This is a genomic window from Novosphingopyxis sp. YJ-S2-01 (assembly GCF_016093175.1).
GTDB lineage: Bacteria > Pseudomonadota > Alphaproteobacteria > Sphingomonadales > Sphingomonadaceae > Novosphingopyxis > Novosphingopyxis iocasae.
The window spans coordinates 450,768-473,325 of the sequence record NZ_JAEDAI010000001.1 but is presented as its reverse complement, the minus strand read 5'-3'; the positions used below and the strand labels follow the sequence as shown (position 1 = coordinate 473,325).

The following is a 22,558-nucleotide window of genomic DNA, read 5'->3' as shown; positions in this document are numbered from 1 at the left end:
CGTGATGTTTCGTAAATGGTTCGCCGCGTTCGGGCTGGCCTTGTCGCTTGCTTTCGGCCTTCCCGCCGCTGCCCAGGCGGAAGTGGTCGCCACCTTCTACAGCCAGGATTTCGGCGGCAGCTTCCCGCACGCCTTCGTGAAGCTGGACGGCACCGACCCCGCAGGCCAGACGGTGCATGATAATTTCGGCTTCACCGCCAAGTCGATCAGCCCGGCGATCCTGCTCGGCCGCGTGAAAGGGCGGCTGGATGTCGCCAAGCAGAGCTATATCGACGATAGTGACGCGCAATTCTCGGTGCGGCTGAGCGATGCGCAATATCGCGCGCTGATCATGGAGGTCCGCCGCTGGGCCGCCGCCAAGCAGCCGAGCTACGATCTGAACGACGCCAATTGCGTCCACTTCATTGCTGCCATGGCGAAATCGGCAGGACTGCGGATCAACGAGAAGACGAAATTCTGGAAAAAGCCCAAAAGCTTCCTTCAGGAGGTGAAGCGCCTGAACCCCGGCGTGCTCCCGCCGATCGAATAGACGGAGCCCGGCAAAGCCTTCGCCGCCACGGGGCTTACAAAGCCGGATTGTTGTAGACGTGCCAGGTCAGCAGCGCTGCGGCGCCGCGAAGGGGCGACCAGTCTTCGGCGAGGGCGCGGGCCTGTTTTTCGCTGGGGCGCGCGTCCAGCCCCATAATCTTGTGCAGCCCGGCCTGCACCGCGAGGTCGCCGGCGGGCCAGATGTCCGGGCGGCCTTCGGCGAAAAGCAGGTAAATTTCGGCGGACCAGCGCCCGATGCCTTTCACGCGGGTAAGATAGGCGATCGCCTCCTCGTCATCCTCCGGCAACGCATCGAGCGGAAGGTCTTCCGACAGGATCAGCTCGGCGAGCGAGCGGGCATAGCCCTGTTTCTGGCGGGACAGTCCGCAGGCGCGAAGGGCGTCGACATCTTGCGCAATCAGCGCATTCGGCGGGCAGCCGGGGCCGAGCGCGGCCTCCAGCTTGTTCCAGACCGAGGCGGCGGCGGCAACGCTCACCTGCTGGCCGACGATGGTGCGCAGGAGCGTTGCATAGCCGCGCTCGCGAATGCGCGGGGTCGGATAGCCTGCCGCTTCCACCGCCGCAGCCACCCTGGGCTCGCGCGCGCCCAGCGCATCGAGCGACGCGGCGATCTGCTGCGCGGTGAGGCCCATCGGCTTTAGCGCTGCGCCGCGGCGTAGAGCGCGATGGCCGCGGCGTTCGAGACGTTCAGGCTCTCCATCCGCTCGGAAATCGGCAGCTTCGCCAGCGTATCGCAATGCTCGCCCACATTATGGCGCAGGCCTTCGCCTTCCGCGCCGAGGACGAGCGCGTTGCGTCCCGGCGTAAGCGCGTCCGCCAGCAGTGCGTCCGATTCGCCGGCGAGGCCGATGCGCCAATATCCTGCCTCCGCCGCCTCCTCGAGCGCGCGCGAAAGGTTCACCACCCGGATCCACGGCACCAGCTCCAATGCGCCCGATGCCGCCTTCGCGACCACGCCGCTTTCGGGCGGGGCGTGCCGGTCCTGCGTCACCACCGCCACCGCGTCAAAGGCGGCAGCCGAGCGGAAGATCGCGCCGACATTGTGGGGATCGGTCACCTGATCGAGAAAGAGGAGCGTCGCCCGATCGCCCGCATCCAGCACATCACCCAGCAGAAGGTCTTCCAACGGCGCGACTTCGGCCACCATGCCCTGATGCGGCGCGTCTTTGGGCACATGACGGGCAAGATCGGTCACCTCGCAAAACTGGACCGGGATGCCGTCCGGTATCTCCAGCGTCGCCGCCGCCTCGCGCGTCAGGAACAGCTTGCGCACGTCGCGATCGGGATTGTCCAGCGCCGCTTCGACCGCGTGGCGGCCATAGAAATGCGGCAGGCCCCGCCGGGCTTCCTTGCGGGCGCGTCCGCGCTTGGCCATGAAATTACTCCATCGTCATTGTGGGCGACTGCATGTTCTGCCCAGGGATGCTGCCGCAATGACGTATCGCGGCCGGTTTGGGAAGCGCGCGCTTTTACGCAGGTTCGCTGGCCGAACTGCACAAAGAGCGCGTCTATTACTGTTTTTCCAGGAACGAACGCCCCGCAATTGCGTCCTATATGGCGGCATTCCGGATCGGCATGTCCCGCCATGTCAACGGCGGTTTACTAAGGTGCGCGAATGCTTTCTAAACAAAAGTCAGTTCGTCCATTTCCTAGAAAAGTTTGAGGATATCCTGCATGGTGCTTCGCGGTCTGGTTGCTGACGGCGGCCTGGAGAGAAATCTCGGCTTTTGGCTGCCTCTTTTGCTGGTGGCCGTGACGGTGGCGCTAGGGGTTTGGGTTTCGCCAGGCTTCTTCTGGGCGCTCATTCTGTTCGCGCCGCTGCTGTTGATCGCGATCTGGGATCTGGCGCAGTCCAAGCATTCGCTGCGCCGCAATTATCCGCTGTCCGCCCGTTTCCGCTGGCTGTTCGAAGATCTTCGCCCGTTCCTGCGCAGCTATATCGTGGAAGGCCCGCTGGAAGGCCGCCCGTTCGACCGCGTGTCCCGCTCGCTCGTCTACGCACGCGCGAAAAAGCAGGAGGACGCGCACCCTTTCGGCACCGAATTGGACGTCTATTCCGAAGAATATGAGGCGCTGTGCCATTCCATCAATCCGAACCCCAACGCGCCGAAGCGCACGCGCGTGCATGTGGGAACGGACCAGTGCAGCAAGCCTTATGACGCGGCCCGGCTAAACATCAGCGCCATGAGCTTCGGCGCGCTCGGCAGCCACGCGATCGAGGCGCTGAACCTGGGCGCCAAGATTGGCGATTTCTATCATGATACGGGCGAGGGTGGTCTCTCGCCCTATCACCTGAAACATGGCGGCGACATCGTGTGGGAGCTTGGCTCGGGCTATTTCGGCGCGCGCCAGAAAGACGGCTCGTTCGATCCGGACGCGTTTCAGGACAAGGCGCAGCACGATCAGGTCAAGATGACCGAGATCAAGCTGAGCCAGGGCGCAAAGCCGGGCCATGGCGGCCTGCTGCCGGCGCCCAAGGTCACGCAGGAAATCGCCGATACGCGCCAGGTGCCGGCCCACGAAGACTGCCTATCGCCGCCGGGACATTCGGCTTTCTCGACCCCGCGCGAAATGCTGGAGTTCGCGGCCAAGATGCGCGATCTTTCCGGCGGAAAGCCGGTTGGCATCAAGCTGTGCGTCGGTATGCCGCATGAGGTTTTCGCGATCTGCAAGGCGATGCTCGACAGCGGTATCTATCTCGATTTCATCGTGGTCGACGGGGGCGGCGGCGGAACGGGCGCTGCGCCGCTCGAGCTGTCCGATCATGTCGGCCTGCCGCTGCGCATCGGCCTTTATTACGTCAACAACGCGCTGATCGGCACCGGGCTGAAGGGCAAGATCAAGCTGGCGGCTTCGGAGAAGGTGTTCTCCGGCTCCTCCATCGCCATGAACGCCGCGCTGGGCGCCAATTGGTGCAATGCGGCGCGCGCCTTCATGTTCTCGCTCGGCTGCGTGCAATCGCTGCGCTGCCATACCGGCACCTGTCCCACCGGCGTGGCGACCAGTTCGCCCGCGCGCCAGCGCGGCCTCGTCATTCCGGACAAGGCGCAGCGCGTCGCCAATTTCCAATCCAAGACGCTCGACAGCCTGCATGATATCGTTGTCGCGTGCGGCCTGGAATCGCCGGACGAGTTCACCCCGCATCATCTGCGCCAGTGGAAGAACAATGCGGAAATGGTGCCTTGGTCGCGGATCGTGAACGAGGTGGAGGAAGGACGGCTGCTGAGCGAGCCGGACGCGACGCCCTTTGCCGAATATTGGCGGGCGGCCAATCCGGATTCGTTCAAACCCTCCTTATGCTAGCATCGGTTCTGAACACCAAAGGCAACGCCACGCCCGCGGCGAAAGCATCGCCTGAAGTGGCCAGCGCGCCCAAGGCGCTGACCGATCTGACGCATTATGTGAACCCCGATCATTTCTGGGGTGCGGTGGTGCTGGGCGTCCTGTTCCTGATCTTCGGGCTAATTTTGAGCAGGCTGCTGCGCCGCGCGCTCAAGACGCTGATCGATCATGATCCGAACGAGCATATCGATCGGATGACGCTGAGCTTCATCTCGAATCTCGTGACGTTCATCATGTGGATCGTACTGGCGCTGCTTTTTTCCCACGCGGTGCCCGCGCTAAACAAGTTGACGACCTCCCTGCTGGCGGGCGTCAGCATCGTCTCCGTGGTGATCGGCTTTGCCGCGCAATCGACGCTCGGCAATCTCGTGTCCGGTATCAGCCTGGTGATATACAAGCCGTTCCGGCGGGGAGACCGCCTGCAACTGACCACGCCGACGGGGCTGGAAACCGGGATCGTGGAGAATCTGTCGCTGGGTTACACGGTGCTGCGGACGTTCGACAATCGGCGCATCGTTCTGTCGAACGGGACCATCGCCAACCAGATCATGATCAACCTCTCCTCGATCGACCCCAGGGTGATGATGTCGCCCACCATTTCGATCGGCTATAATTCCGACATAGAGCAGGCGCGCGCAATCATCCTCGAGCTGGCGCAGGCGCATCAGGACGTGCTGGAAGTGGTCGGTTGCCCGGTCGTCTCACTCGGCGCGTCGAGTGTCGATCTGTCGCTGCGCGCATGGTGCCGCGATTCCGCCATCGCCAAAGGCGTGGAGCATGACCTACTGGAAAACGTCAAAAAGCGCTTCGATGCCGCCGGGATCGAGATTCCCTACGCCTATCAGAACCTGATCCTGAGCGGTCAGCTGAGCGTACCGGCCCCCGAAAAGGCTGCTGTGCCAACCGGCGCGGCTCCTTCAGACCAGGCGGCGGATAAGCCGGCAAAGCCTGGAAGCTAAGCCGCCGAACTTTTGAATAGCGGTTCGAGGATAGCGTCCAGCAGGCGCGGGCTATCTTCAGCCGCCTTCAGCCACGGATAACGCTGGCCGACCGGGCAGTGCAGCGAAAGCGTCTTCACCCGGTCCAGCCGCTCCACCACCAGTTCGATCGTCCCGCCGCCATCGGCGCAGCTGTCGATCGCGTCCTGCATGGCGGCATGCGAATAGGTCGTGCCGCCCACCGAAAGCACGCGCATGCCTTTGACGACGCCGGCTGCGAAGGCCGGGCCGTCCCACAGGACGTCGATAACCTTGGCATTGAGACCCATTTTCAGGCCCAGCGAATAGGAGAAATCGAAATAGGAATGATGGGACTGGTCGTCGGCAAGCCAGCCGGAGGGCCGGTCTGACCAGACCATCCGGTACCCGCCTTTTTCGATCCCCGCATAGGGCGCATGCGGCGTGACCTTGTCGACGCGCTCGGCGAAGAACGCTTCCCAATCATGGTCCTGCACATCGCGCAGCGCGGCGATCAGATCGGCCCGGTCATACGGGCGCGGGTGAAGGCGCTTGCCCTGGCCATCCGCTTGCGGCGGGGCAAAGAAACGGCGCATCAGATCGTCCAGCGAGCGCGTGCCGCCCGAAGCCTGACGGATCGTCACATCCACTTCCATCCACATCAGAAGCCCTTCGGAATAATAATCTTCCGAGCGCTGCCAGCTTTGCCAGGGCTGGCTCTCCCGCGCGGTGAAGATCGGATCATTGTCCGTGTCGCCGAGCGGACGCCAGCTGCGCCCCGGTCGCTCGTCATAGGTCGCGAAGATCAGGGCAAAGGCCTGAAGCGTCAGCTCGGCGGAAATCAGGCCGCAGCGGGCGGCGAGCACATGGCCATAATATTGGGTCAGCCCCTCATAGACCCACATCAGCTCATTGGTCATGCGGCTGAAGTCGGGCTGGAAATTGCCCGCCGGAACGCGGTATTTGCCGACCCAGGCGTGGACGAATTCGTGCGGCAGCAGGTCCCGTTCCGTGGTCGAGCTTGCCCAGTTGCTGAAATAGGTAGCGCGCACGCCTTCCTCGCTACAGCATTCATGCTCCAGCCCCATGCGCCCGATCTGATCGGAACAGGCCATCAGGAAGTGATATTTGCCGAACGGACGACGGCCGAACAGCGCATCCGCCTCCGCCACCAGCCGCCGGTGGCATTCCAGCTCGTCGCGCCCTTGCGGCAGCAGGTCCGCGCGATCGGCCACGATCAGCAGCTCGATATCCTGATCCAGCGTTTCGCGATGGGCGTGGATTCCCGCCAGCACGGGGGAATCGATCAGCGTGCGGACATCGACGACGCCGAAATGCAGCACGGAGACGTCCGAGCCATTCGTCTCTTCGCGCGCAGCGTCCAGCGCGCATGCCCATTCCCATCCTTCGGGAAGGCGCAGCACCGGCTCCACCATGATCGTGTCGATCGGCGCATCCGCCGGATAGAGCAGGCATTCTTCCCAATGAAAGCGCAGGATCTCATCGCTCACCATGATCCGCCCCTGATTGCTCTCGGTGGGCGAAAGCGACTGGAGCGCGATGTCGAGCCGCTCAGCCCCTGCGGGCAGCTCGACGATCAGGTGGAAGGGGTTATCCGGATCGCGGTGCCAGCGGCAATCCGTCCCGCCGGCCTGAAACCGTAGCCCGGCGAGCCGATCAATCGCGCCGCGCGGCGCATGATAGGCAGGCAGCCATTTGGCCAGCGTCAGCACGATCCGATCTTCATAGCCGCGAACCGAAAGCGACTGCGCGGTCCAGAAGATGGCCCGCGCGATGTCGGTGGCATCGACGCGCAGCTGGATGGGCTGGGTGTCTGCAGATTGCTGGTTTGACACAGGCATCTTTCTGGCTGGCCGGGGCGGCTGCGCGGTCCCGGCGCATAATATTCTGGAGGCAAGAGGGGCAGCCCCGGTTTTTCACCTATTTCGGCCCTTCAGGCCCGGCAAGATTTATATCGAAACCGGCGCGCGAGCCTCTTGTGACGCAGTGTGGGGAACGGCAAGATCAACTAAACCACCGTGCGTCCGCGCGTTCCGGATCAGGCCAGAGGAACTTCGAACTCTATGTGTGAGCTTTTTGCGATGAGCGCGTCGGTGCCGCAGCGGGTTTGCTACGAACTCGATCTGTTTGCGGCTGAAGGGGGCGAGCGGCATCGTAACCGCGACGGCTGGGGAATTCTGTTCGCGCTGGACCGCGATGCCTATCTGTTTCGCGAACCCGATCCCGCCGCGACCAGTGAGCTGACCAAGATGGTCGTCCGCAACGAACGCCCTTGCAAGCAGCTGATGGCGCATGTCCGCCGGGCGACGGCGGGCAAGCCGGAGCTGGCCAATACCCATCCGTTTGACCGCGTGGTGCACGGGCGGCGCCATGCCTTTGCCCATAACGGCGGGCTGCCGGGGCTTGAGGACCGGGATGACACGCAGGCCCTGATCGCGGAAAAGATCGGCGATACGGATTCCGAGCTGGCTTTCCTGCTGCTGCTGGACCGGCTGCGCCGAGCGGAGGCCGTGGAGCCTGCAGTCCGTTTCGACATCTTCACCCGCTTCGCCGCCGAGATGCGTGAGCTGGGCAGCGCGAACTTCCTGTTCTTCGATGGCGAGCATCTGTTCGTCCATGCCGACCGGCGGCGCTTCGAGACCGAAGGCGGGTTGACCGAGCCGCGCGAGCCGGGGCTGAGCATCCGCAGTTTCGACGAGCGCCATCACGGGCATGAGTGGAAAACACGCGGTGCCAGTATCGATGCCATTTCCGGGCCGCTGCACCTGTTCGCCTCGGTCCCGCTCGATCCGGAAGGCTGGGAACCGCTTGCCCGCGGAACCTGCATGATGCTGAAGGACGGCGCAATTCTCTCGCGCAGCTAAAGCGCGACTTGTCCGTTTCTTGTAACGACACCGAAACGCTGCCCATTGATAGGATCGAAAGGAAAATAATGGCCAAGACCGTCGCGGATATCGTCGTCGATTCCCTTCAGAAGGCGGGTGCGAAGCGCATTTATGGCATCCCCGGCGATACCATCAACCACTTCACCGATGCTGTGTCCAAATCCGATCTGCGCTGGATCACCGTGCGGCATGAGGAAGTGGGTGCCTTCGCGGCGGGTGGCGAGGCCTATATGACGGGGGAACTTGCGGTTTGTGCGGGCACCTGCGGCCCAGGCTCGCTCCACTTCGTCAACGGCATTTATGAAAGCCACCGCAACGGGGCACCGGTTCTGCTGATCGCATCGGACGTCGCGCGCACGGAGAGCGGTTTCAACTTCCCGCAGGAAGTCGATCAGAAAAAGATCTACGAGCAGCATTCCCACTTTTGCGAATATATCTCCCACCCATCACAGGCGCGGCGCATCATGACCAAGGCCGCGCAGGCCGCGCTGACCAAGCGGGGCGTGGCGGTGGTGATCGTCAATGGCGACATGTTCACCGAAAAGGACGAGGATGCGATGGACTGGGAAGTCTATCGGCCTCAGCCGGTCTGCCGCCCCAATGACATGGAGATGGCGGAGCTGGCCGCGCTGGTTGACGGCGCGGGCAAGGTGTCGGTTTATGCCGGCATCGGCGCCCGCGATGCGCGGGATGAGATCATGGCCTTTTGCCAGAAGGTGAAGGCACCCATGGTCCACACCACCCGCGCCAAGGAATTCCTGGAGCCGGACAATCCCTATAATGTCGGCGTCAACGGCATCCTGGGGAACCGGGCCGGGGTGGAGGCGCTGGAAAGCGCGGACCTCGTTATCTCGCTGGGCTGCGATTTTGCCTATACGCAGTTCTATCCGGAAGCGAAAAAGATCGTGCAGATCGATATCGACCCCACCCATCTGGGCCGCCGTTCGGCGATCCAGATGGGTCTTGTGGGTGATGCGAAAACCACCTTCGCCGCGCTGACGCCGATGGTCGCCGCGAAGTCGGACGGCGCGCATCTGGAAGAGCATCAGAAGCAGTGGAAGGAAGATCAGAAAGGCTATCTGGAAGAGGGCAAGGAAAGCGATCCTTCGCTGATCCACCCGCAATTCGTGGCCAATATGCTCGACAAGAAGGCCGATGATGACGCGATCTTCGTGTCCGATGTGGGCACGGCGATGGTCTGGATGCTTCGCCATCTGAAGGCAAACGGCAAGCGCCGCTTTCTCAACAGTTTGCTCCACGGCACGATGGCGAGCGGTATGCCGCAGGCGATCGGCGCCAAGCTCGCTTATCCCGACCGGCAGGTCATCGCGATGTGCGGCGATGGCGGCCTCACCATGTTGATGGGCGATCTGCTGACGCTGGTGCAGGAAAAGGTGCCGCTGAAGCTGGTGGTGTTTCACAACAACACGCTGGGCTTTGTTGAGATGGAACAGCGCGTCGAGGGACTGGTCGATCACTTCACCGGCCTCGTCAATCCGGACTTCGCGAAGCTGGCCGAAGCCTGCGGCATTCAGGGCTGGCATGTCGAGGAAAGCGGCGATCTGGAAACGGCGATGGACGCCTGGCTGGCGGCGGACGGCCCGGCGCTACTCGACGTGCATGTGAACCAGATGGAGCTGGTGATGCCGCCCAAGATCGAGGTGTCCCAGGTGGCGGCGACGGCAATGTTCGGGGTGAAGGCCGTGCTGGACGGCAAATCGCGCGAAGTCGTGGAGCTGCTGCGCAACAACTTCCTGCGCTGATCGAGGTCTATCGCCCCGGCCGGATAATGGCCGGGGCGGTTAATCCTCAGTCATCATTAGCGTAGCGGATCCGGTCCTGGCGAAACATGAAATAGAGCATCACGCTGAGAACCGCGGCGTAGAAGCACCAAACGGACGAAAAGGCATATTCCTTCACCGCCGCCACGATCGACAGGCCGATCAGGTTCAGGACACCGAACCAGCGCACAACCTTGTTGCCGGACAGCACAAGCGAGCCGCAGGTGACGAGAATATAGATGGCGCCCGTCCACAGCGATTCCGCGCGGGGGTTGCGATAGACGATCGAATTCTGTTCGACATAGGTGCAGTTCTCGAACCCTACGACGCTGTACGTCATGTAGCATGAGAAACCGAGCGCGAGCAGCGTCAGCGCACCGATCACCCAGCGGCGCCATGTCTGCCGTTCCAACAACCAGACGCTCAGCGGCATCAGAAACGGCAATAGCGCCTGCGCGTAGAGCACGAAGAGGAAGGCCGTGTTGTCGCGCGCCATGGCGTTGATCCGGCCCGTCAGCCCCAGCCACACGAACCCTTCGGTGAACTGATGCAGCGCGAACAACAGCGGCATCGCTGCCAGCAGCACTTCGCGCGGATGCTTCACATGACGCATTGTGGCGAGGCCGACGGCACCGATGCCCGCCGCCGCCACGAAATTCATTTCAGCCGAAAAACACATCGGAAATTCTTGCCCCCTTGCCCCAATGTAAGCCCCATCCGGCCGCCGTCTTTTCCACTTCTCCCCCACTCTGACAATCGGGAATGCACCGGAAATACGCTTGATCGCTGATGCTTATCTCGCGGGCAATCGTCTCCCAGGCTAGATAATCGAGCGGCGACGAAAGGGGACCAGAATCATCGGCGGGTGAGCGGCGCTGCGGGCGGGACCGCGTCCGATGACGGGTGCGTCATGGCACCTTCTTCCATCGGTCCGTGCATCCGGCTGCGAAGGTCCGACAGGATCCAGACCGTGCCGCCCGCCATGATGGCAAGCAGGCTGGCGGAAAACAGCACGAGCAGCAGATCCTCGCGCGACTGGCGGCCGTGAATGCTCAGATGCAAAAACTTGGCTAAGTGGGTGCTCACCTGCAGAAGCGCGGCCACGCAGACGATGATGATCTTCATCATCGTGGACAGGTCCGAAAGCACCGCGGCGAAGGCCGCAATCGTCAGCGCCGCGCTGACGACGAAGCCCACCGCATAGCTACGCAGTTCGTGCGATGCGGTTTCACCTGGATCCAGATTTCCGGTGTTCGGCTTGGTCATGCGAGCGGCACCAGGAAAACGAAGGAGAAAATACCCACCCAGATCAGGTCCAGAAAATGCCAGAACACGCCCAGCATGGAGAGGCGGACCTTCACCACATCGTCTAGCCCGCGCCTCAGAATTTGCGCAATGGTGCTGCAGATCCATAGAATGCCGACGCTGACATGCAGGCCGTGCAGGCCCACCAGCGACCAGTAGGAACTGAGCCAGCCGCTCGCCTGCGGCACGCCGCCCTTATGCGCCTGATCGATGAAGTCCCTGACTTCGAAAAATACGAAGCCTGCACCCAGTAGGGCGCTGATCGCCAGCCACAGGATCACCCTGCCGCGGCCTCCTTCATATTTCAGCGCCAGCGATACCCCGCCATAGGCCACCCCGCCAAATAGCAGCAGTGCCGTCTGGATCGCGACGCTGCGCATGTCGAACATCTGCTCCGGTCCCGGCGCGCCGGCGATACCGATCGGGTTGAGATAGGAAGCATAGGTGGCGAACAGGATGCCGAAGAGGATGAGGTCACTCATCAGGAAAACCCAGAAGCCGAAGACATTGGTCTCCGCCTCCTCATTGGCCTCGCCATGCGCCGCGCCCAGGTTCAGCCCTGGATATTCGCCATTCGGGGACGTGCTCATCCGGCGAACTCCGTCAGATCGGGAACGCCGCGGTTGCGCTCGGTCTCCTCATCGATGCGCGCGACAGGCGTAAGCGCGGCCACCTGTTCGCGAAAGCGCCGGTCTTCCCGCTCGACCTGCGCCGCGGGCACCACATGTGGTTCGATCACCCGCATGCCCCGCCAGAAAATCGAGCCGACGATCGTCAGCAGCCCGGCGATCGAAAGCCACCAGATGTGCCAGATCATCGCAAAACCCAGCATGAAGGCCGCCGCCGCCAGGATCACACCGAAATAGGTATTGGCCGGCATCTCGATATCGACATAGGACGACGGCGCTTTCCACGGATCCCCGGCGCGCTTGGTGGCGCCCCAATCATCGCGGGCGCGCACCTTCGGGATACGCGGGAAATTCCATTCCGGCACGGGCGCCGGGCTGGACCATTCCAGCGAAGAGCCATTCCACGGATCGCCGCCCGGCACTGCCAGCTGGGTGCGGTTGCGCCAGCTGGTCCAGAAGGTGAAGAACAGGCTGGTGAGCGCGCACAGCATCAGGCACCCACCGAACGCCGCGATATACATCAGCGGCATGAAATCGGGGTTCTGGAAGGTGGGCGAACGGCGCGGCAGACCCATCAGGCCAAGCACATAAAGCGGCATGAAGGTGAAGAGGAACCCGCCCACGAACAGATAGGCAGTGCGCCGTCCCCAAGTCTCGCTCAGCCGGAAGCCGAACGCCTTGGGGAACCAGTAATGGATGCCGGCCAGCATGCCGTAAAGCACGCCGGGGATGATCACATTGTGGAAATGCGCGACCAGGAAGGTGGAATTGTGCACCTGATAATCGATCGATGGATTGGCCAGGATGATCCCGGACAGCCCGCCGATGACGAACAGGATGAAGAAGCCCACCAGATAGACGATCGGCGCCGTCACGCGAATGCGGCCGCGCCACATCGTCGCCATCCAATCGTAGATCTTCACGCCCGTGGGCACGCCGATGATCATAGTGGCGATGCCGAAGGCGATGTTGACGCTGGAGCTTTGCCCCATGGTGAAGAAGTGGTGCAGCCAGACGGTGAAGCTGATCACCGCAATGCTCATGCTGGCGATCACCAGCGAGGTGTAACCGTACAGTTTCTTGCCGGAAAAGGTGGAGCTGATTTCGGAAAACACGCCGAATGCCGGCAGGATCAGGATGTAAACCTCCGGGTGGCCGAACATCCAGAAGATGTTCGCATAATTCATCATGTTGCCGCCGGCGGCGTTGGTGAAGAAGTGAAATCCGGCATAACGATCGAGCAGCAGCATCGCGCTCGATACCGTCAGAGCGGGCATGGCGTAGATCAACATGATCGCGACGCACAGACTGGTCCAGCAAAACAGCGGCATGCGCATGAAGTGCATGCCCGGCGCGCGTTTCTTGAAGATCGTGACGGCGAAGTTCATGCCCGTCAGCGTCGATCCGACGCCCGATATGGCGATTGCCCAGAGCCAGTAATCCACCCCCTCTCCGGGGCTGTAGTCGATCCCGGTATAAGGCGGGTACATCGTCCAGCCGCCGGTACCGAACTTGCCGATCAGCAGCGAGATCATCACCAGCGCTGCGCCCGCCGCGGTCATCCCCAGGCTGACCTGATTGAGCACGGGAAAAGCCATGTCGCGCGCGCCAAGCTGCTGCGGCAGGACGAAGTTGATGAGGCCGATCAAGAGCGGCATCGCTACGAAGAAGATCATGATGGTGCCGTGCGTGCTGAACAGCTGTGCGAAATGGTCCGGCGCGATCAGGCCGTTTTCCTCGCTGGCCAGCGTACCCAGAGCGGTCGCTTGATGGGCGCGCATCACAAAGCCTTCGATGACGCCGCGCGCCAGCATGATGAGCGCCAGCACGATATACATGATACCGATTTTCTTTGCGTCCGCAGAACTCAGCCAGATGCGAAACAGCGGCTCCCACCAGCGTTTCCAGCTGAGTAGCGCAAATCCGCCGATCGCGCCCAGCACGAGGATGGTCGCCGCAACCGCTCCGATGATCGTGCTGCTGTTCGGGTTCAACAACAGGTCTGTGTAAGGCGTCACATTCCAGTCGAGATTGCCGAAAATAAGGCTGGTCTGTTCCGTCACCTGCTGCTCACTCCGCCCTTCGGGGGAAGGCCCGTGCCGCCCAGGGCGGGCACCGCTCCGCTATCGCCGGACAGATGGTATTTCGCCACGATCCGGTCGAACAGGCTGCGGTCGGGCGCGCTGAAATAGATGGGGATCGCTTGCTTGCTGAGGCCCAGATCGGTCCGCGCGCCGGCCAGCACGGAGCGTCGGCGCAGCACACGATAGGTCGCATCGTCCAGTACGGGAGCGCCCCGGACGGCGGAGAGCCACGCGGCATATTGGCCGGGCTGCAACGCTTTGACGATGAACTTTTGCCTGCCGAAGGAATCGCCGTTGAACTGCGTGTTCTCGCCCTCCGCGGAGCCGGTGCGCGTGGCGGCGAAGTTCAGCTTCGTGGTCATGCCTGGCATCGCGTAGATCTGCCCGGTCAACGGCGCGATCAACATGCTCTGCATCACCGTGTCCGTTGTCAGCGTCAGCTCGACCGGCCGGCCCACCGGAAGCGCCAGTTCATCGACCGTCGCGATGCCTTCTTCGGGATAGATGAACACCCATTTCCAATCGAGCCCGATCGCCTGTACCTGCAAGGGCTTCTGCCCCACCGGTTCATAGGGGTCGAGCCTGGATGTGAAAGACCAGAGCCAGGCTGCCAGCACGATGATGACCAGCACCGGTACGCCCCACAACACCCATTCCAGCTTGCCCGAATAGTCCCATTCCGGCGTATATTTTGCCTTTGCGCCGCGCAGGCGATAGCGCCACAGGATCAGCGGCACCCCGATCAGCACCGGCAGGATCACGATCATCGTAACCGCAATCACCCGCATCAAATGGGCCGACTGCTCCTGCGCTGTCGCGCTCATCGGCTGCAGGAAGGATTGCGTGGGCGCCGCCGCCATCGCCGCCGCAGGCAGGAACAGGAGCGCCAGGGCCAGGCCTGCGAACGACCACAGGCGAGGGAGTGGAGCGAGCAGTCTCATCAACGGCTGAAAGGCAAGGCGGAGAAATCCCGGATGGCGGCGCTTTTCGGCGCATTTCTTGACGGCAAAAGGCTGCACTTGTCCAGCGTGAAGGCAACACAGGGCAAGAACGACATGCCCGGCAAAGGCTGAGGGTGACAGGCAGCGCGCCGGGTGATCGTCGCGACGGATAGAAAGAGGGGCACAGTGCCCCGCATGCAACTTCAGAACGCGAAATCTGGTGGACAGGGCTGGATTCGAACCAGCGTACGGAAAACCGGGCAGATTTACAGTCTGCTGCCTTTAACCACTCGGCCACCTGTCCCCAGGTTCGGTGCGCTCCGTTTAGAGGAGCACCGTTTCGCGGCGGGCCGCCGCCGCGAACAAGGCCGCGTCAATGGCGAGCGCGCACGGCGATGTCAAGGCCAGCAATCCTTGCCCGAGCGAGGAAGATTTCAGGCGTCCGCTTCGACCACGACCAGCGCGGCGTCTTTCTGGACCTGAGCGCCCATGCTGGCCTTCAATTCGCTCACCGTACCGTCGAAGGGTGCGGTGAGGCTGTGTTCCATTTTCATGGCCTCCAGCGTCACCAGCTTGTCGCCGGCCTTTACCACGTCGCCCTCCGCCACGTTCACGGCGATGATCTTGCCGGGCATGGGCGCGAGGATCGCGCCATCGCCCGCCGCCGCCGCGCCGCTGCCGTCCGCGCGGAAGGGCTTGAGCGCAAACACCTGTCCCTCGCTGGCCACCAACAGCTCTTCGGCGGGCTCCGCCACACCCGTGCCGATCGGCAACTCCTTCGCCTCGCCATCGAGCAGGAACCAGGCGCTGTCCTTGCGCGGCGCGTTGAGACGGAAGCCGGCCATCGGCCCGCTTTGCACCAGCGCATCCGCTTCCTCGCCGAGCTGTGCGTCCTCCGGTGGCCCGCCCGCCAGCAGATCGTCCCCGGCGCGGCCGATCAGGCCAGTGTCGAGATTGGCGGCGGCGAAGTCGGGATGGTCGAGCGCGTTCACCAGGAATGCCGCATTGCTCTTGACCGGCCAGACCGCGCTGTTTGCGATCATCTCCCGCAGCCCCTCGCGCGCCTCGTCGCGGGTGTCGGCGTGGACGATCATCTTGGCGATCATCGGATCGTAAAAGGGCGAGATGTCGGCGCCGGTCTCCACGCCCGTCTCGATGCGGCCATGCGGGTCCAGATCGAACAGTTCGAGCCGCCCCGTGCTCGGCAGGAAGCCGCTCGACGGGTCCTCGGCATAGAGCCGCGCCTCGATCGCGTGGCCGTCTATTGCCAGCTCGTCCTGCTGCATCGGGATCGGCTCCCCGCCCGCCACGCGCAGCTGCCATTCGACCAGGTCCACGCCGGTGATCTCCTCGGTCACCGGATGTTCCACCTGAAGCCGCGTGTTCATTTCCATGAAGTAGATGCGGTCGGCGCGCAGGCCTTCGCTGCCGTCGGCGATGAACTCCACCGTGCCCGCGCCCTCATAATCCACCGCCTGGGCGGCGCGCACCGCGGCGCCGCAAACGGCTTCGCGCGTGTCTTCATCCATGCCGGGGGCGGGGGCTTCCTCGATCACCTTCTGGTGGCGGCGCTGGAGCGAGCAGTCGCGCTCGAACAGGTGGACGACGTTGCCGTGGGAATCGCCGAAGATTTGCACCTCGATATGGCGCGGGCTCTCGACCCATTTTTCCAGAAGTACGACGTCGTTGCCGAAGGCGGCCTTCGCCTCACGCTGCGCGGACTGCAGGCCGTCCGCGAAGTCGTCTGCGCGCTCGACCTTGCGCATGCCCTTGCCGCCGCCGCCGGCGACGGCCTTGATGAGCACCGGATAGCCGATCTCGGCGGCGCGTTCGGCGAGGAAGGCGGGCTCCTGATTGTCGCCGATATAGCCGGGCGTGGTCGGCACCCCGGCCTCGTCCATCAGCGTCTTCGCGGCGTCCTTCAGACCCATCGCGCGGATGCTTGCGGGCTTGGGGCCGACCCAGATCAGCCCGGCATCGAGCACCGCTTGCGCGAAGTCCGCGTTCTCGCTGAGGAAGCCGTAGCCCGGATGGATCGCTTCTGCCCCGGTGTCCTTCGCCGCAGCGATGATTTTGTCGCCGACCAGATAGGATTCCGCCGCCGCCGAGGGGCCGATGTGCACCGCCTCGTCCGCCATTCGCACATGCAGCGCGCCTGCGTCCGCGTCCGAATAAACTGCGACCGTGCGAATTCCGAGCTCGCGCGCGGTACGGATGACGCGGCAGGCGATTTCGCCGCGATTGGCGATGAGGAGGGATTGGATCATAAGGTTACCTCAAATCCTCCCCGGGACGGGGAGGGGGACCGCCGCGAAGCGGTGGTGGAGGGGAGTTGGCGATGCTTTCTCGGCCACGAAGAACAATCGCGAACGCGCGGAAACTTCACTGAGCGGTGAGTTTGCCGGAAGTACTGCTGTGGCGCCAATTGCGACAACGGCCGGGCGGCTTCAAGACCGAAGCCCAGGCGCGCGTTCCTCTCCACCATCCGCCGATGGCGGATGGTCCCCCTCCCCGTTCCGGGGAGGATTGAGGAGAAGCGCATTTCTTGCATCACATCCGGAACACGCCGAATTGCGGCTTCTCAGGCACCGGCGCGTTCAGGCACGCTGCGAACGCCAGACCGAGTACGTCGCGCGTCTGGGCGGGGTCGATGATGCCGTCGTCCCAGCCGCGGGCGGTGGCATAATAAGGGTGACCCTCTTCTTCGTATTTCTCGCGGATGGGCGCCTTGAAGGCTTCGGCCTCTTCCTCGCTCCAGGAGTCCGCATCGCGGTGCACCGTGGCGAGCACGGAGGCGGCCTGTTCGCCGCCCATCACCGAGATGCGAGAATTCGGCCAGCTGAACAGGAAGCGTGGGGAATAAGCCCGCCCGCTCATGCCGTAATTGCCCGCGCCGAAGCTGCCGCCGATCAGGATGGTGACCTTCGGAACGCTGGCGGTGGCGACGGCGGTGACGAGTTTTGCACCATGTTTGGCGATGCCCTCCGCCTCATATTTCCCGCCGACCATGAAGCCGGAGATGTTCTGCAGGAACAGGAGCGGAATGCGCCGCTGGCAGGCCAGTTCGATGAAATGCGCGCCCTTTACCGCGCTTTCGGAGAACAGGATGCCGTTATTGGCGAGGATCGCGACCGGCATTCCGTGGATATGCGCAAAACCGCAAACCAGCGTCTCGCCGTAGAGCGCCTTGAACTCCTGAAACGCGCTGCCGTCCACCAGGCGCGCGATGATTTCATGGACGTCATAAGGCTGGCGCACGTCCTGCGGGACGATGCCGTACAGCTCTTCGGCGTCGAATTTCGGCGGACGCGGATCGCGCAGGTTGAGCGAACCGGAGCCCATCAGATCGGGCTGTGGGGGCAGGGTGCTGACGATATCGCGCACGATGGTGAGCGCATGTTCGTCATTTTCCGCGACATGATCGACCACGCCGGATTTGCGCCCGTGCAGGTCTCCGCCGCCCAGATCCTCGGCGCTGATTTCTTCGCCCGTGGCGGCCTTTACCAGCGGCGGGCCGCCCAGGAAGATGGTGCCCTGATTCCGAACGATCACGCTCTCGTCGGCCATGGCGGGCACATAGGCGCCGCCGGCGGTGCAGCTGCCCATCACGCAGGCGATCTGGGCGATGCCCTGGCTGCTCATCTGCGCCTGATTGTAGAAGATGCGGCCGAAATGGTCGCGGTCCGGAAACACCTCCGCCTGATGCGGCAGGTTCGCGCCGCCGCTGTCGACCAGGTAGATGCACGGCAAACGGTTCGCCTCCGCGATCTCCTGCGCGCGAAGATGCTTCTTCACCGTCATCGGATAATAGGTGCCGCCCTTTACCGTGGCATCGTTGCACACGATCATGCACTGGCGGCCCGAGACATGGCCGATGCCCGCAATCACCCCGGCGCCCGGAATATCGTCCTTGCCGTAAAGCCCGTTGGCGGCAAGCTGGCCGATCTCCAGGAACGGTGAGCCGGGATCGAGCAGGCGTTCGACACGATCGCGCGGAAGCAGCTTGCCGCGGTCCACATGGCGCTGACGGCTTCCTTCCGATCCACCCTTCGCGGCCTTGGCGACATCGGCGCGCAGCTGCTTCACGAGCGCGCGGTTATGCGCGGCATTGCCCTTGAACGCCTCTCCATCGCGGTCGACCATGCTGGTCAGCACCGGCGCGCTCATCGTTCAGGCTCCATGCAAATGTGCGGCTTAGAAGCGTGCGGCATCGTCTCTCCTTTTATCGCCCAACGGGGTTAGCGGGCAGGCGCTCCCATGAAAAGCCGCGCGCAACAAAATTTCGCCGGGTTCTCGCTTCCGCCTTCCCCAACGTAAACCTATATCGTCTCCATCACCCAGCCACGAAAGACCGCCCCTTCATGAACCGCCGCCTGATCGCCGCGCTGCTTCTGTCCGCCACCACTTTTGCAAGCTTGCCCGCCTGCTCGATGCAGCCCGACAAGCAAGGGCCGAAGGCGGAAGCGACGACACCGGCGGGCACCGAAATCGGTATCGATCTGGCCGGTATGGACACCAAAGTGAACCCGGGCGACAATTTCTACGATTATGCCAATGGCACTTGGCAGAAGACCGCGAAAATCCCGGCCGACCGCTCCAGCACCGGCGTGTTTCTGGAAGTGTTCAATGAAGCGGAAAAGCGCAACAAGGCGCTGATCGAGGAAATCGTGCAGTCCAAGCCGATGGCCGGCACCGACGCCAGCCGGATCGCGAAATTCTACCACGCTTATATGGACGTGAACGCGATCAACAGTGCGGGGATGCGCCCGATCCAGCCCGATCTGCAGCGTTATGCCGCGATCGAGGATAAGCAGCAGCTATCCGAAACGCTGGGCGCAAACCTGCGCGCCGATGTCGATCCGCTAAACGCCACCGATTTCCAGACCGAAAATCTGTTCGGCCTGTTCGTGACGCAGGGGCTATCGACGCCGGGCGAAGTGCTGCCCTATCTGTTGCAGGGCGGGCTGGGCCTGCCGGAACGCGAATATTATCTGTCGACCGATCCCGACAAGGTGGCGATCCGGGATGCGTACAAGGCCTATATCCAGAAGCTGCTGAGCGATGCCGGAATTTCCGATGCCGCGGCGCGGGCGGACCGCATCTTCGCGCTGGAAACCAAGATCGCGCGGGCACATGAAACGCGCGCACAGAGCGAGGATTTCGCGGACAGCGCGACGATCTGGAGCCGCGGCGATTTCGAAAAGCAGGCACCGGGGATCGACTGGAACGCGTTCTTCAGCGCGGCGCAGCTTTCCAACCAATTGAAATTCGCCGCCTATCACGCGCCCGCCATTTCGCGGCTGTCGAAACTTGTCGCCAGCGAGCCGCTGCAGAGCTGGAAGGACTGGCTGGTCTTCCACCAGATCAATGCGCATGCGGACGTGCTGCCCAGCACGATCGATCAGGATCACTTCGCCTTTTACGGCACGCAGCTGAACGGCACGCCTGAACAGCAGCCGCGCGACAAGCGCGCGCTGGCCGCAGTGAACAGCTATCTCGGCGATGCGGTGGGCAAGCTCTATGTCGAGAAATATTTCCCCGCCTCGGCAAAGCGGCAGGTGAACGGGATGGTGAGCAACATCATCGCCGCCTTCCGCAGCCGGGTGCAGAAAATCGACTGGATGGCGCCCGAAACCAAGGCGGAAGCGCTCGCGAAGATCGAATCGCTGAAGGTAGGCGTGGGCTATCCCGACAGCTGGCGCGATTATGCGGGGTTCGAGCTTTCGAACACCAACGCCTATGCCGACGAGATCGGCGGCGAAATGGCGGAATATCGCCATCAGCTGTCCAAGATCGGGCAGCCGTTCGACAAGAACGAATGGTGGATGACGCCGCAGACGGTGAACGCGGTGAACCTGCCGGTGCAGAATGCGCTGAACTTCCCGGCGGCGATCCTGGAGCCGCCTTTCTTCGATCCGAAGGCGGATGCGGCATCCAATTACGGCTCGATCGGCGCGGTGATCGGGCATGAGATCAGCCACAGTTTCGATAATAACGGGGCCGCTTTCGATGCGGAGGGCAAGCTGCGCGACTGGTGGACCGAGGCAGATCTGAAACGCTTCCAGCAGCAGGGCGCGGCGCTCGCCAACCAATATGATGCCTATTCGCCGTTTCCGGGGGTGAATGTGAACGGCAAGCTGACGCTGGGCGAGAATATCGCCGACGTTGCCGGGCTACAGGCGGCCTATGATGCCTACCGCGCCTCGCTGAATGGCAAGGAAGCGCCCGTGATCGACGGCTTCACGGGTGATCAGCGCTTCTTCATCGCTTATGCGCAAAGCTGGCGCACCAAGATGCGCGAGGAGGCGCTGCGCCAGCGCATCGCGACCGATGGGCACGCGCCCGGGCAGTATCGCGCGCTCACCGTGCGAAACCTTGATGCCTGGTACAAGGCGTTCGACGTGAAGCCTGGCGACAAGCTGTATCTCGCGCCCGATCAACGCGTACGGATCTGGTAGCTCGCTGCGCGATATTCAGCGTTCGGCGGCCCCTGCCGGACGGTCATATATCGGTCTTTTTCCTATCACGGCTTTGCAATGATGAAGCCCAGCCCTATTCCCGCCGGCGGAGTCGGGTTCAGGGAATATGGGAATGCGCAAATTTCTGGGGGCCGGTGTTGCCGGCTTCGGTCTGCTGATGGCAGTTCCGGCCGCGGCGCAGACGCCGCAAGGCGAAACCGAAGCGCTGCGGGCTGAGGTTGCCGAACTCAAGGCGCGGTTGGCAGCCCTGGAGGCGCGCTTGAATGCGGCCGAGCCGGACGGTGCGGATGGCGCCGCGCCTGTCGTCGTCCCGCCCGAAACGCGTGCCGGTGCCGCGGCCCCGGTGGTTGCCGCCGCCCCGCCGCCCGCCACTCCCGCCGTGCCTGCCGGAACCAAGATCAGCTGGAAAGGCGCGCCGCAGTTCAGCGGTGAAGATGGCTGGAGCTTCAAACCGCGCGGTCGCATCATGTACGATGCCGCCTATGTCGGCTCGCCGGACGGCATCAGCGATCCGGGCTTGGGCTTCTCCAACGAACTGCGCCGCGCGCGCCTTGGCGTCGAGGGCACGATGCCCGGCGGTTTCGGCTACAAGATGGAGGTGGACTTCGCGAACGGTGAGATCGTCGTCACCGACGCGTTCATGGAATATGAGGCGGGCAAGGCGGTCTTTACCGTGGGTCAGCATAACGGCTTCCAGGGCCTGGAGGAGCTGACCAGTTCCAACGATACCAGCTTCATCGAGCGCGCAGCCTTTACCGATGCCTTCGACTTTGTTCGCCGCGTTGGGGCGTCCGTGCAATATTTCGACGGGCCGCTGATCGCGCAGGCCGGTGTCTTCACCGCCAATGTCGAGGATCTGTTCGACGATGCGAATGATGCGATCGGCGGCGACGGGCGGCTGGTCTATGCGCCGAAGATCGGCCGCACCCAGCTGCATTTCGGCGGATCGCTGCATTATCACGATCCCGGTTCCCTGCCGCAGCGCGTAATCTATCGCCAGCGTCCGCTGGTCCATACCACCGATGTACGCTTCATCGGCACGCCCCTGCTGCTGGCCGACAACACCTTCGGCTATGGTCTGGAGCTGGCGGCGGTCCGCGGTCGCTTCTGGGCCGAGGCGGAAGGCTTCTGGCAGCATGTGAACGCCGATACCGGTTTCGATCCCACCTTCTTCGGCAGCTCGGTCGAGTTGGGCATGTTCCTCACGAATGACACCCGGCCGTACAAGAACGGCATCTTCAAGGGCGTGAAGGTGAGCGATCCGGTGAGCGAGGGCGGCCTCGGCGCGATCCAGGCTGCGGTGCGCTATGACGGGCTGCGGCTCAATGACGGGCCGATCCTGGGCGGCACACAGGACGGTTATGAAGCCTCGCTGATCTGGACGCCGATCGATTATGTGCGCTTCATGATGACTTACGGCCATCTGGTGTACCGCGATGCGATCATCCCGACGCCGAGCGGCAACCGGGACTATGCGGTGGACGAGATCGGGGCACGCGCGCAGATCGTGTTCTGACGCCGCCCGCACGAACGGCGCAAGCGCGGCGCGGCCAGCCGCAATAGCGATTGTCGCGGAGGCAAGCGCG

17 protein-coding genes and 1 tRNA gene are annotated in these 22,558 nt (G+C 63.1%); 7 read left to right on the top strand and 11 right to left on the bottom strand.

What is annotated here, in order from left to right:
* Positions 1 to 4 precede the first annotated feature (4 nt).
* Positions 5 to 529, top strand: coding sequence for a hypothetical protein (locus tag I6A82_RS02245; RefSeq protein WP_232343498.1), 525 nt, complete (start codon positions 5 to 7; stop codon positions 527 to 529).
* Between the two features lie 34 nt (positions 530 to 563).
* On the opposite strand, the gene I6A82_RS02240 is transcribed toward I6A82_RS02245, so the two are convergent.
* Both I6A82_RS02240 and rlmB read right to left on the bottom strand, forming a co-directional pair.
* The gene (locus tag I6A82_RS02240) at positions 564 to 1,181 is read right to left on the bottom strand and encodes a DNA-3-methyladenine glycosylase family protein (RefSeq protein WP_198093553.1); all 618 of its coding nucleotides are present in this window, start codon (positions 1,179 to 1,181) and stop codon (positions 564 to 566) included.
* A 5-nt stretch (positions 1,182 to 1,186) separates the two neighbouring features.
* Positions 1,187 to 1,924 carry a 23S rRNA (guanosine(2251)-2'-O)-methyltransferase RlmB gene (gene rlmB, locus I6A82_RS02235; RefSeq protein ID WP_198093552.1) on the bottom strand — a complete coding sequence of 246 codons (738 nt, stop codon included), beginning with the start codon at positions 1,922 to 1,924 and terminating at the stop codon, positions 1,187 to 1,189.
* Between the two features lie 299 nt (positions 1,925 to 2,223).
* On the opposite strand from rlmB, the gene I6A82_RS02230 reads away from it, so the two are divergent.
* Both I6A82_RS02230 and I6A82_RS02225 read left to right on the top strand, forming a co-directional pair.
* Complete coding sequence (locus I6A82_RS02230) at positions 2,224 to 3,852, top strand: FMN-binding glutamate synthase family protein (protein ID WP_198093551.1); 1,629 nt, start codon at positions 2,224 to 2,226, stop codon at positions 3,850 to 3,852.
* On the top strand, positions 3,846 to 4,850 hold the full coding sequence (locus I6A82_RS02225) for a mechanosensitive ion channel family protein (RefSeq protein WP_232343221.1): 1,005 nt from the start codon (positions 3,846 to 3,848) through the stop codon (positions 4,848 to 4,850). Before I6A82_RS02230 ends, I6A82_RS02225 begins: the two co-directional genes overlap by 7 nt.
* On the opposite strand, the gene I6A82_RS02220 is transcribed toward I6A82_RS02225, so the two are convergent.
* Entirely contained in the window at positions 4,847 to 6,703 is a 1,857-nt protein-coding gene (locus tag I6A82_RS02220; protein WP_198093550.1) for a M61 family metallopeptidase, read from the bottom strand. The two genes, I6A82_RS02225 and I6A82_RS02220, sit on opposite strands and share 4 nt — an antisense overlap.
* A 228-nt stretch (positions 6,704 to 6,931) precedes the next feature.
* Here I6A82_RS02220 and I6A82_RS02215 point away from each other — a divergent pair, with 228 nt between their 5' ends.
* Together I6A82_RS02215 and I6A82_RS02210 are read left to right on the top strand one after the other, a co-directional pair.
* Positions 6,932 to 7,732: a class II glutamine amidotransferase gene (locus I6A82_RS02215; protein WP_198093549.1), complete on the top strand. Its 801-nt coding sequence runs from the start codon at positions 6,932 to 6,934 to the stop codon at positions 7,730 to 7,732.
* A 68-nt stretch (positions 7,733 to 7,800) separates the two neighbouring features.
* Positions 7,801 to 9,516, top strand: coding sequence for a thiamine pyrophosphate-dependent enzyme (locus I6A82_RS02210; RefSeq protein WP_198093548.1), 1,716 nt, complete (start codon positions 7,801 to 7,803; stop codon positions 9,514 to 9,516).
* Positions 9,517 to 9,562: 46 nt separating this feature from the next.
* Here the strand turns inward: I6A82_RS02210 and I6A82_RS02205 are convergent, their stop codons facing one another.
* From I6A82_RS02205 to I6A82_RS02170, 8 genes are all read right to left on the bottom strand, one after another.
* Positions 9,563 to 10,213 carry a DUF6629 family protein gene (locus I6A82_RS02205; RefSeq protein ID WP_187334840.1) on the bottom strand — a complete coding sequence of 217 codons (651 nt, stop codon included), beginning with the start codon at positions 10,211 to 10,213 and terminating at the stop codon, positions 9,563 to 9,565.
* A 176-nt stretch (positions 10,214 to 10,389) separates the two neighbouring features.
* Positions 10,390 to 10,800 (bottom strand): cytochrome C oxidase subunit IV family protein, encoded by a 411-nt coding sequence (locus I6A82_RS02200; protein ID WP_198093547.1) that lies wholly within the window; start codon positions 10,798 to 10,800, stop codon positions 10,390 to 10,392.
* A complete protein-coding gene (locus I6A82_RS02195) occupies positions 10,797 to 11,429 on the bottom strand; it encodes a cytochrome c oxidase subunit 3 (protein ID WP_198093546.1) in 633 nt (210 codons plus the stop codon). Before I6A82_RS02195 ends, I6A82_RS02200 begins: the two co-directional genes overlap by 4 nt.
* On the bottom strand, positions 11,426 to 13,531 hold the full coding sequence (locus I6A82_RS02190) for a cbb3-type cytochrome c oxidase subunit I (protein WP_198093545.1): 2,106 nt from the start codon (positions 13,529 to 13,531) through the stop codon (positions 11,426 to 11,428). The genes I6A82_RS02195 and I6A82_RS02190 overlap by 4 nt, the downstream gene beginning before the upstream one ends.
* Positions 13,528 to 14,493, bottom strand: a complete 966-nt coding sequence (locus tag I6A82_RS02185) for a cytochrome c oxidase subunit II (RefSeq protein ID WP_198093544.1) — start codon at positions 14,491 to 14,493, stop codon at positions 13,528 to 13,530. Before I6A82_RS02185 ends, I6A82_RS02190 begins: the two co-directional genes overlap by 4 nt.
* A gap of 218 nt (positions 14,494 to 14,711) precedes the next feature.
* Positions 14,712 to 14,797 (bottom strand) — tRNA-Tyr (locus I6A82_RS02180).
* Positions 14,798 to 14,927: 130 nt separating this feature from the next.
* Positions 14,928 to 16,760: an acetyl/propionyl/methylcrotonyl-CoA carboxylase subunit alpha gene (locus tag I6A82_RS02175; protein WP_198093543.1), complete on the bottom strand. Its 1,833-nt coding sequence runs from the start codon at positions 16,758 to 16,760 to the stop codon at positions 14,928 to 14,930.
* A 283-nt stretch (positions 16,761 to 17,043) separates the two neighbouring features.
* Positions 17,044 to 18,660: a carboxyl transferase domain-containing protein gene (locus I6A82_RS02170; protein ID WP_198093542.1), complete on the bottom strand. Its 1,617-nt coding sequence runs from the start codon at positions 18,658 to 18,660 to the stop codon at positions 17,044 to 17,046.
* Positions 18,661 to 18,854: 194 nt separating this feature from the next.
* Between I6A82_RS02170 and I6A82_RS02165 the strand changes: the two genes are divergently transcribed.
* Together I6A82_RS02165 and I6A82_RS02160 are read left to right on the top strand one after the other, a co-directional pair.
* The gene (locus tag I6A82_RS02165; protein ID WP_198093541.1) at positions 18,855 to 20,951 is read left to right on the top strand and encodes a M13 family metallopeptidase; all 2,097 of its coding nucleotides are present in this window, start codon (positions 18,855 to 18,857) and stop codon (positions 20,949 to 20,951) included.
* Between the two features lie 133 nt (positions 20,952 to 21,084).
* Positions 21,085 to 22,488 carry a porin gene (locus I6A82_RS02160; protein ID WP_198093540.1) on the top strand — a complete coding sequence of 468 codons (1,404 nt, stop codon included), beginning with the start codon at positions 21,085 to 21,087 and terminating at the stop codon, positions 22,486 to 22,488.
* The last annotated feature ends 70 nt before the right edge of the window (positions 22,489 to 22,558 follow it).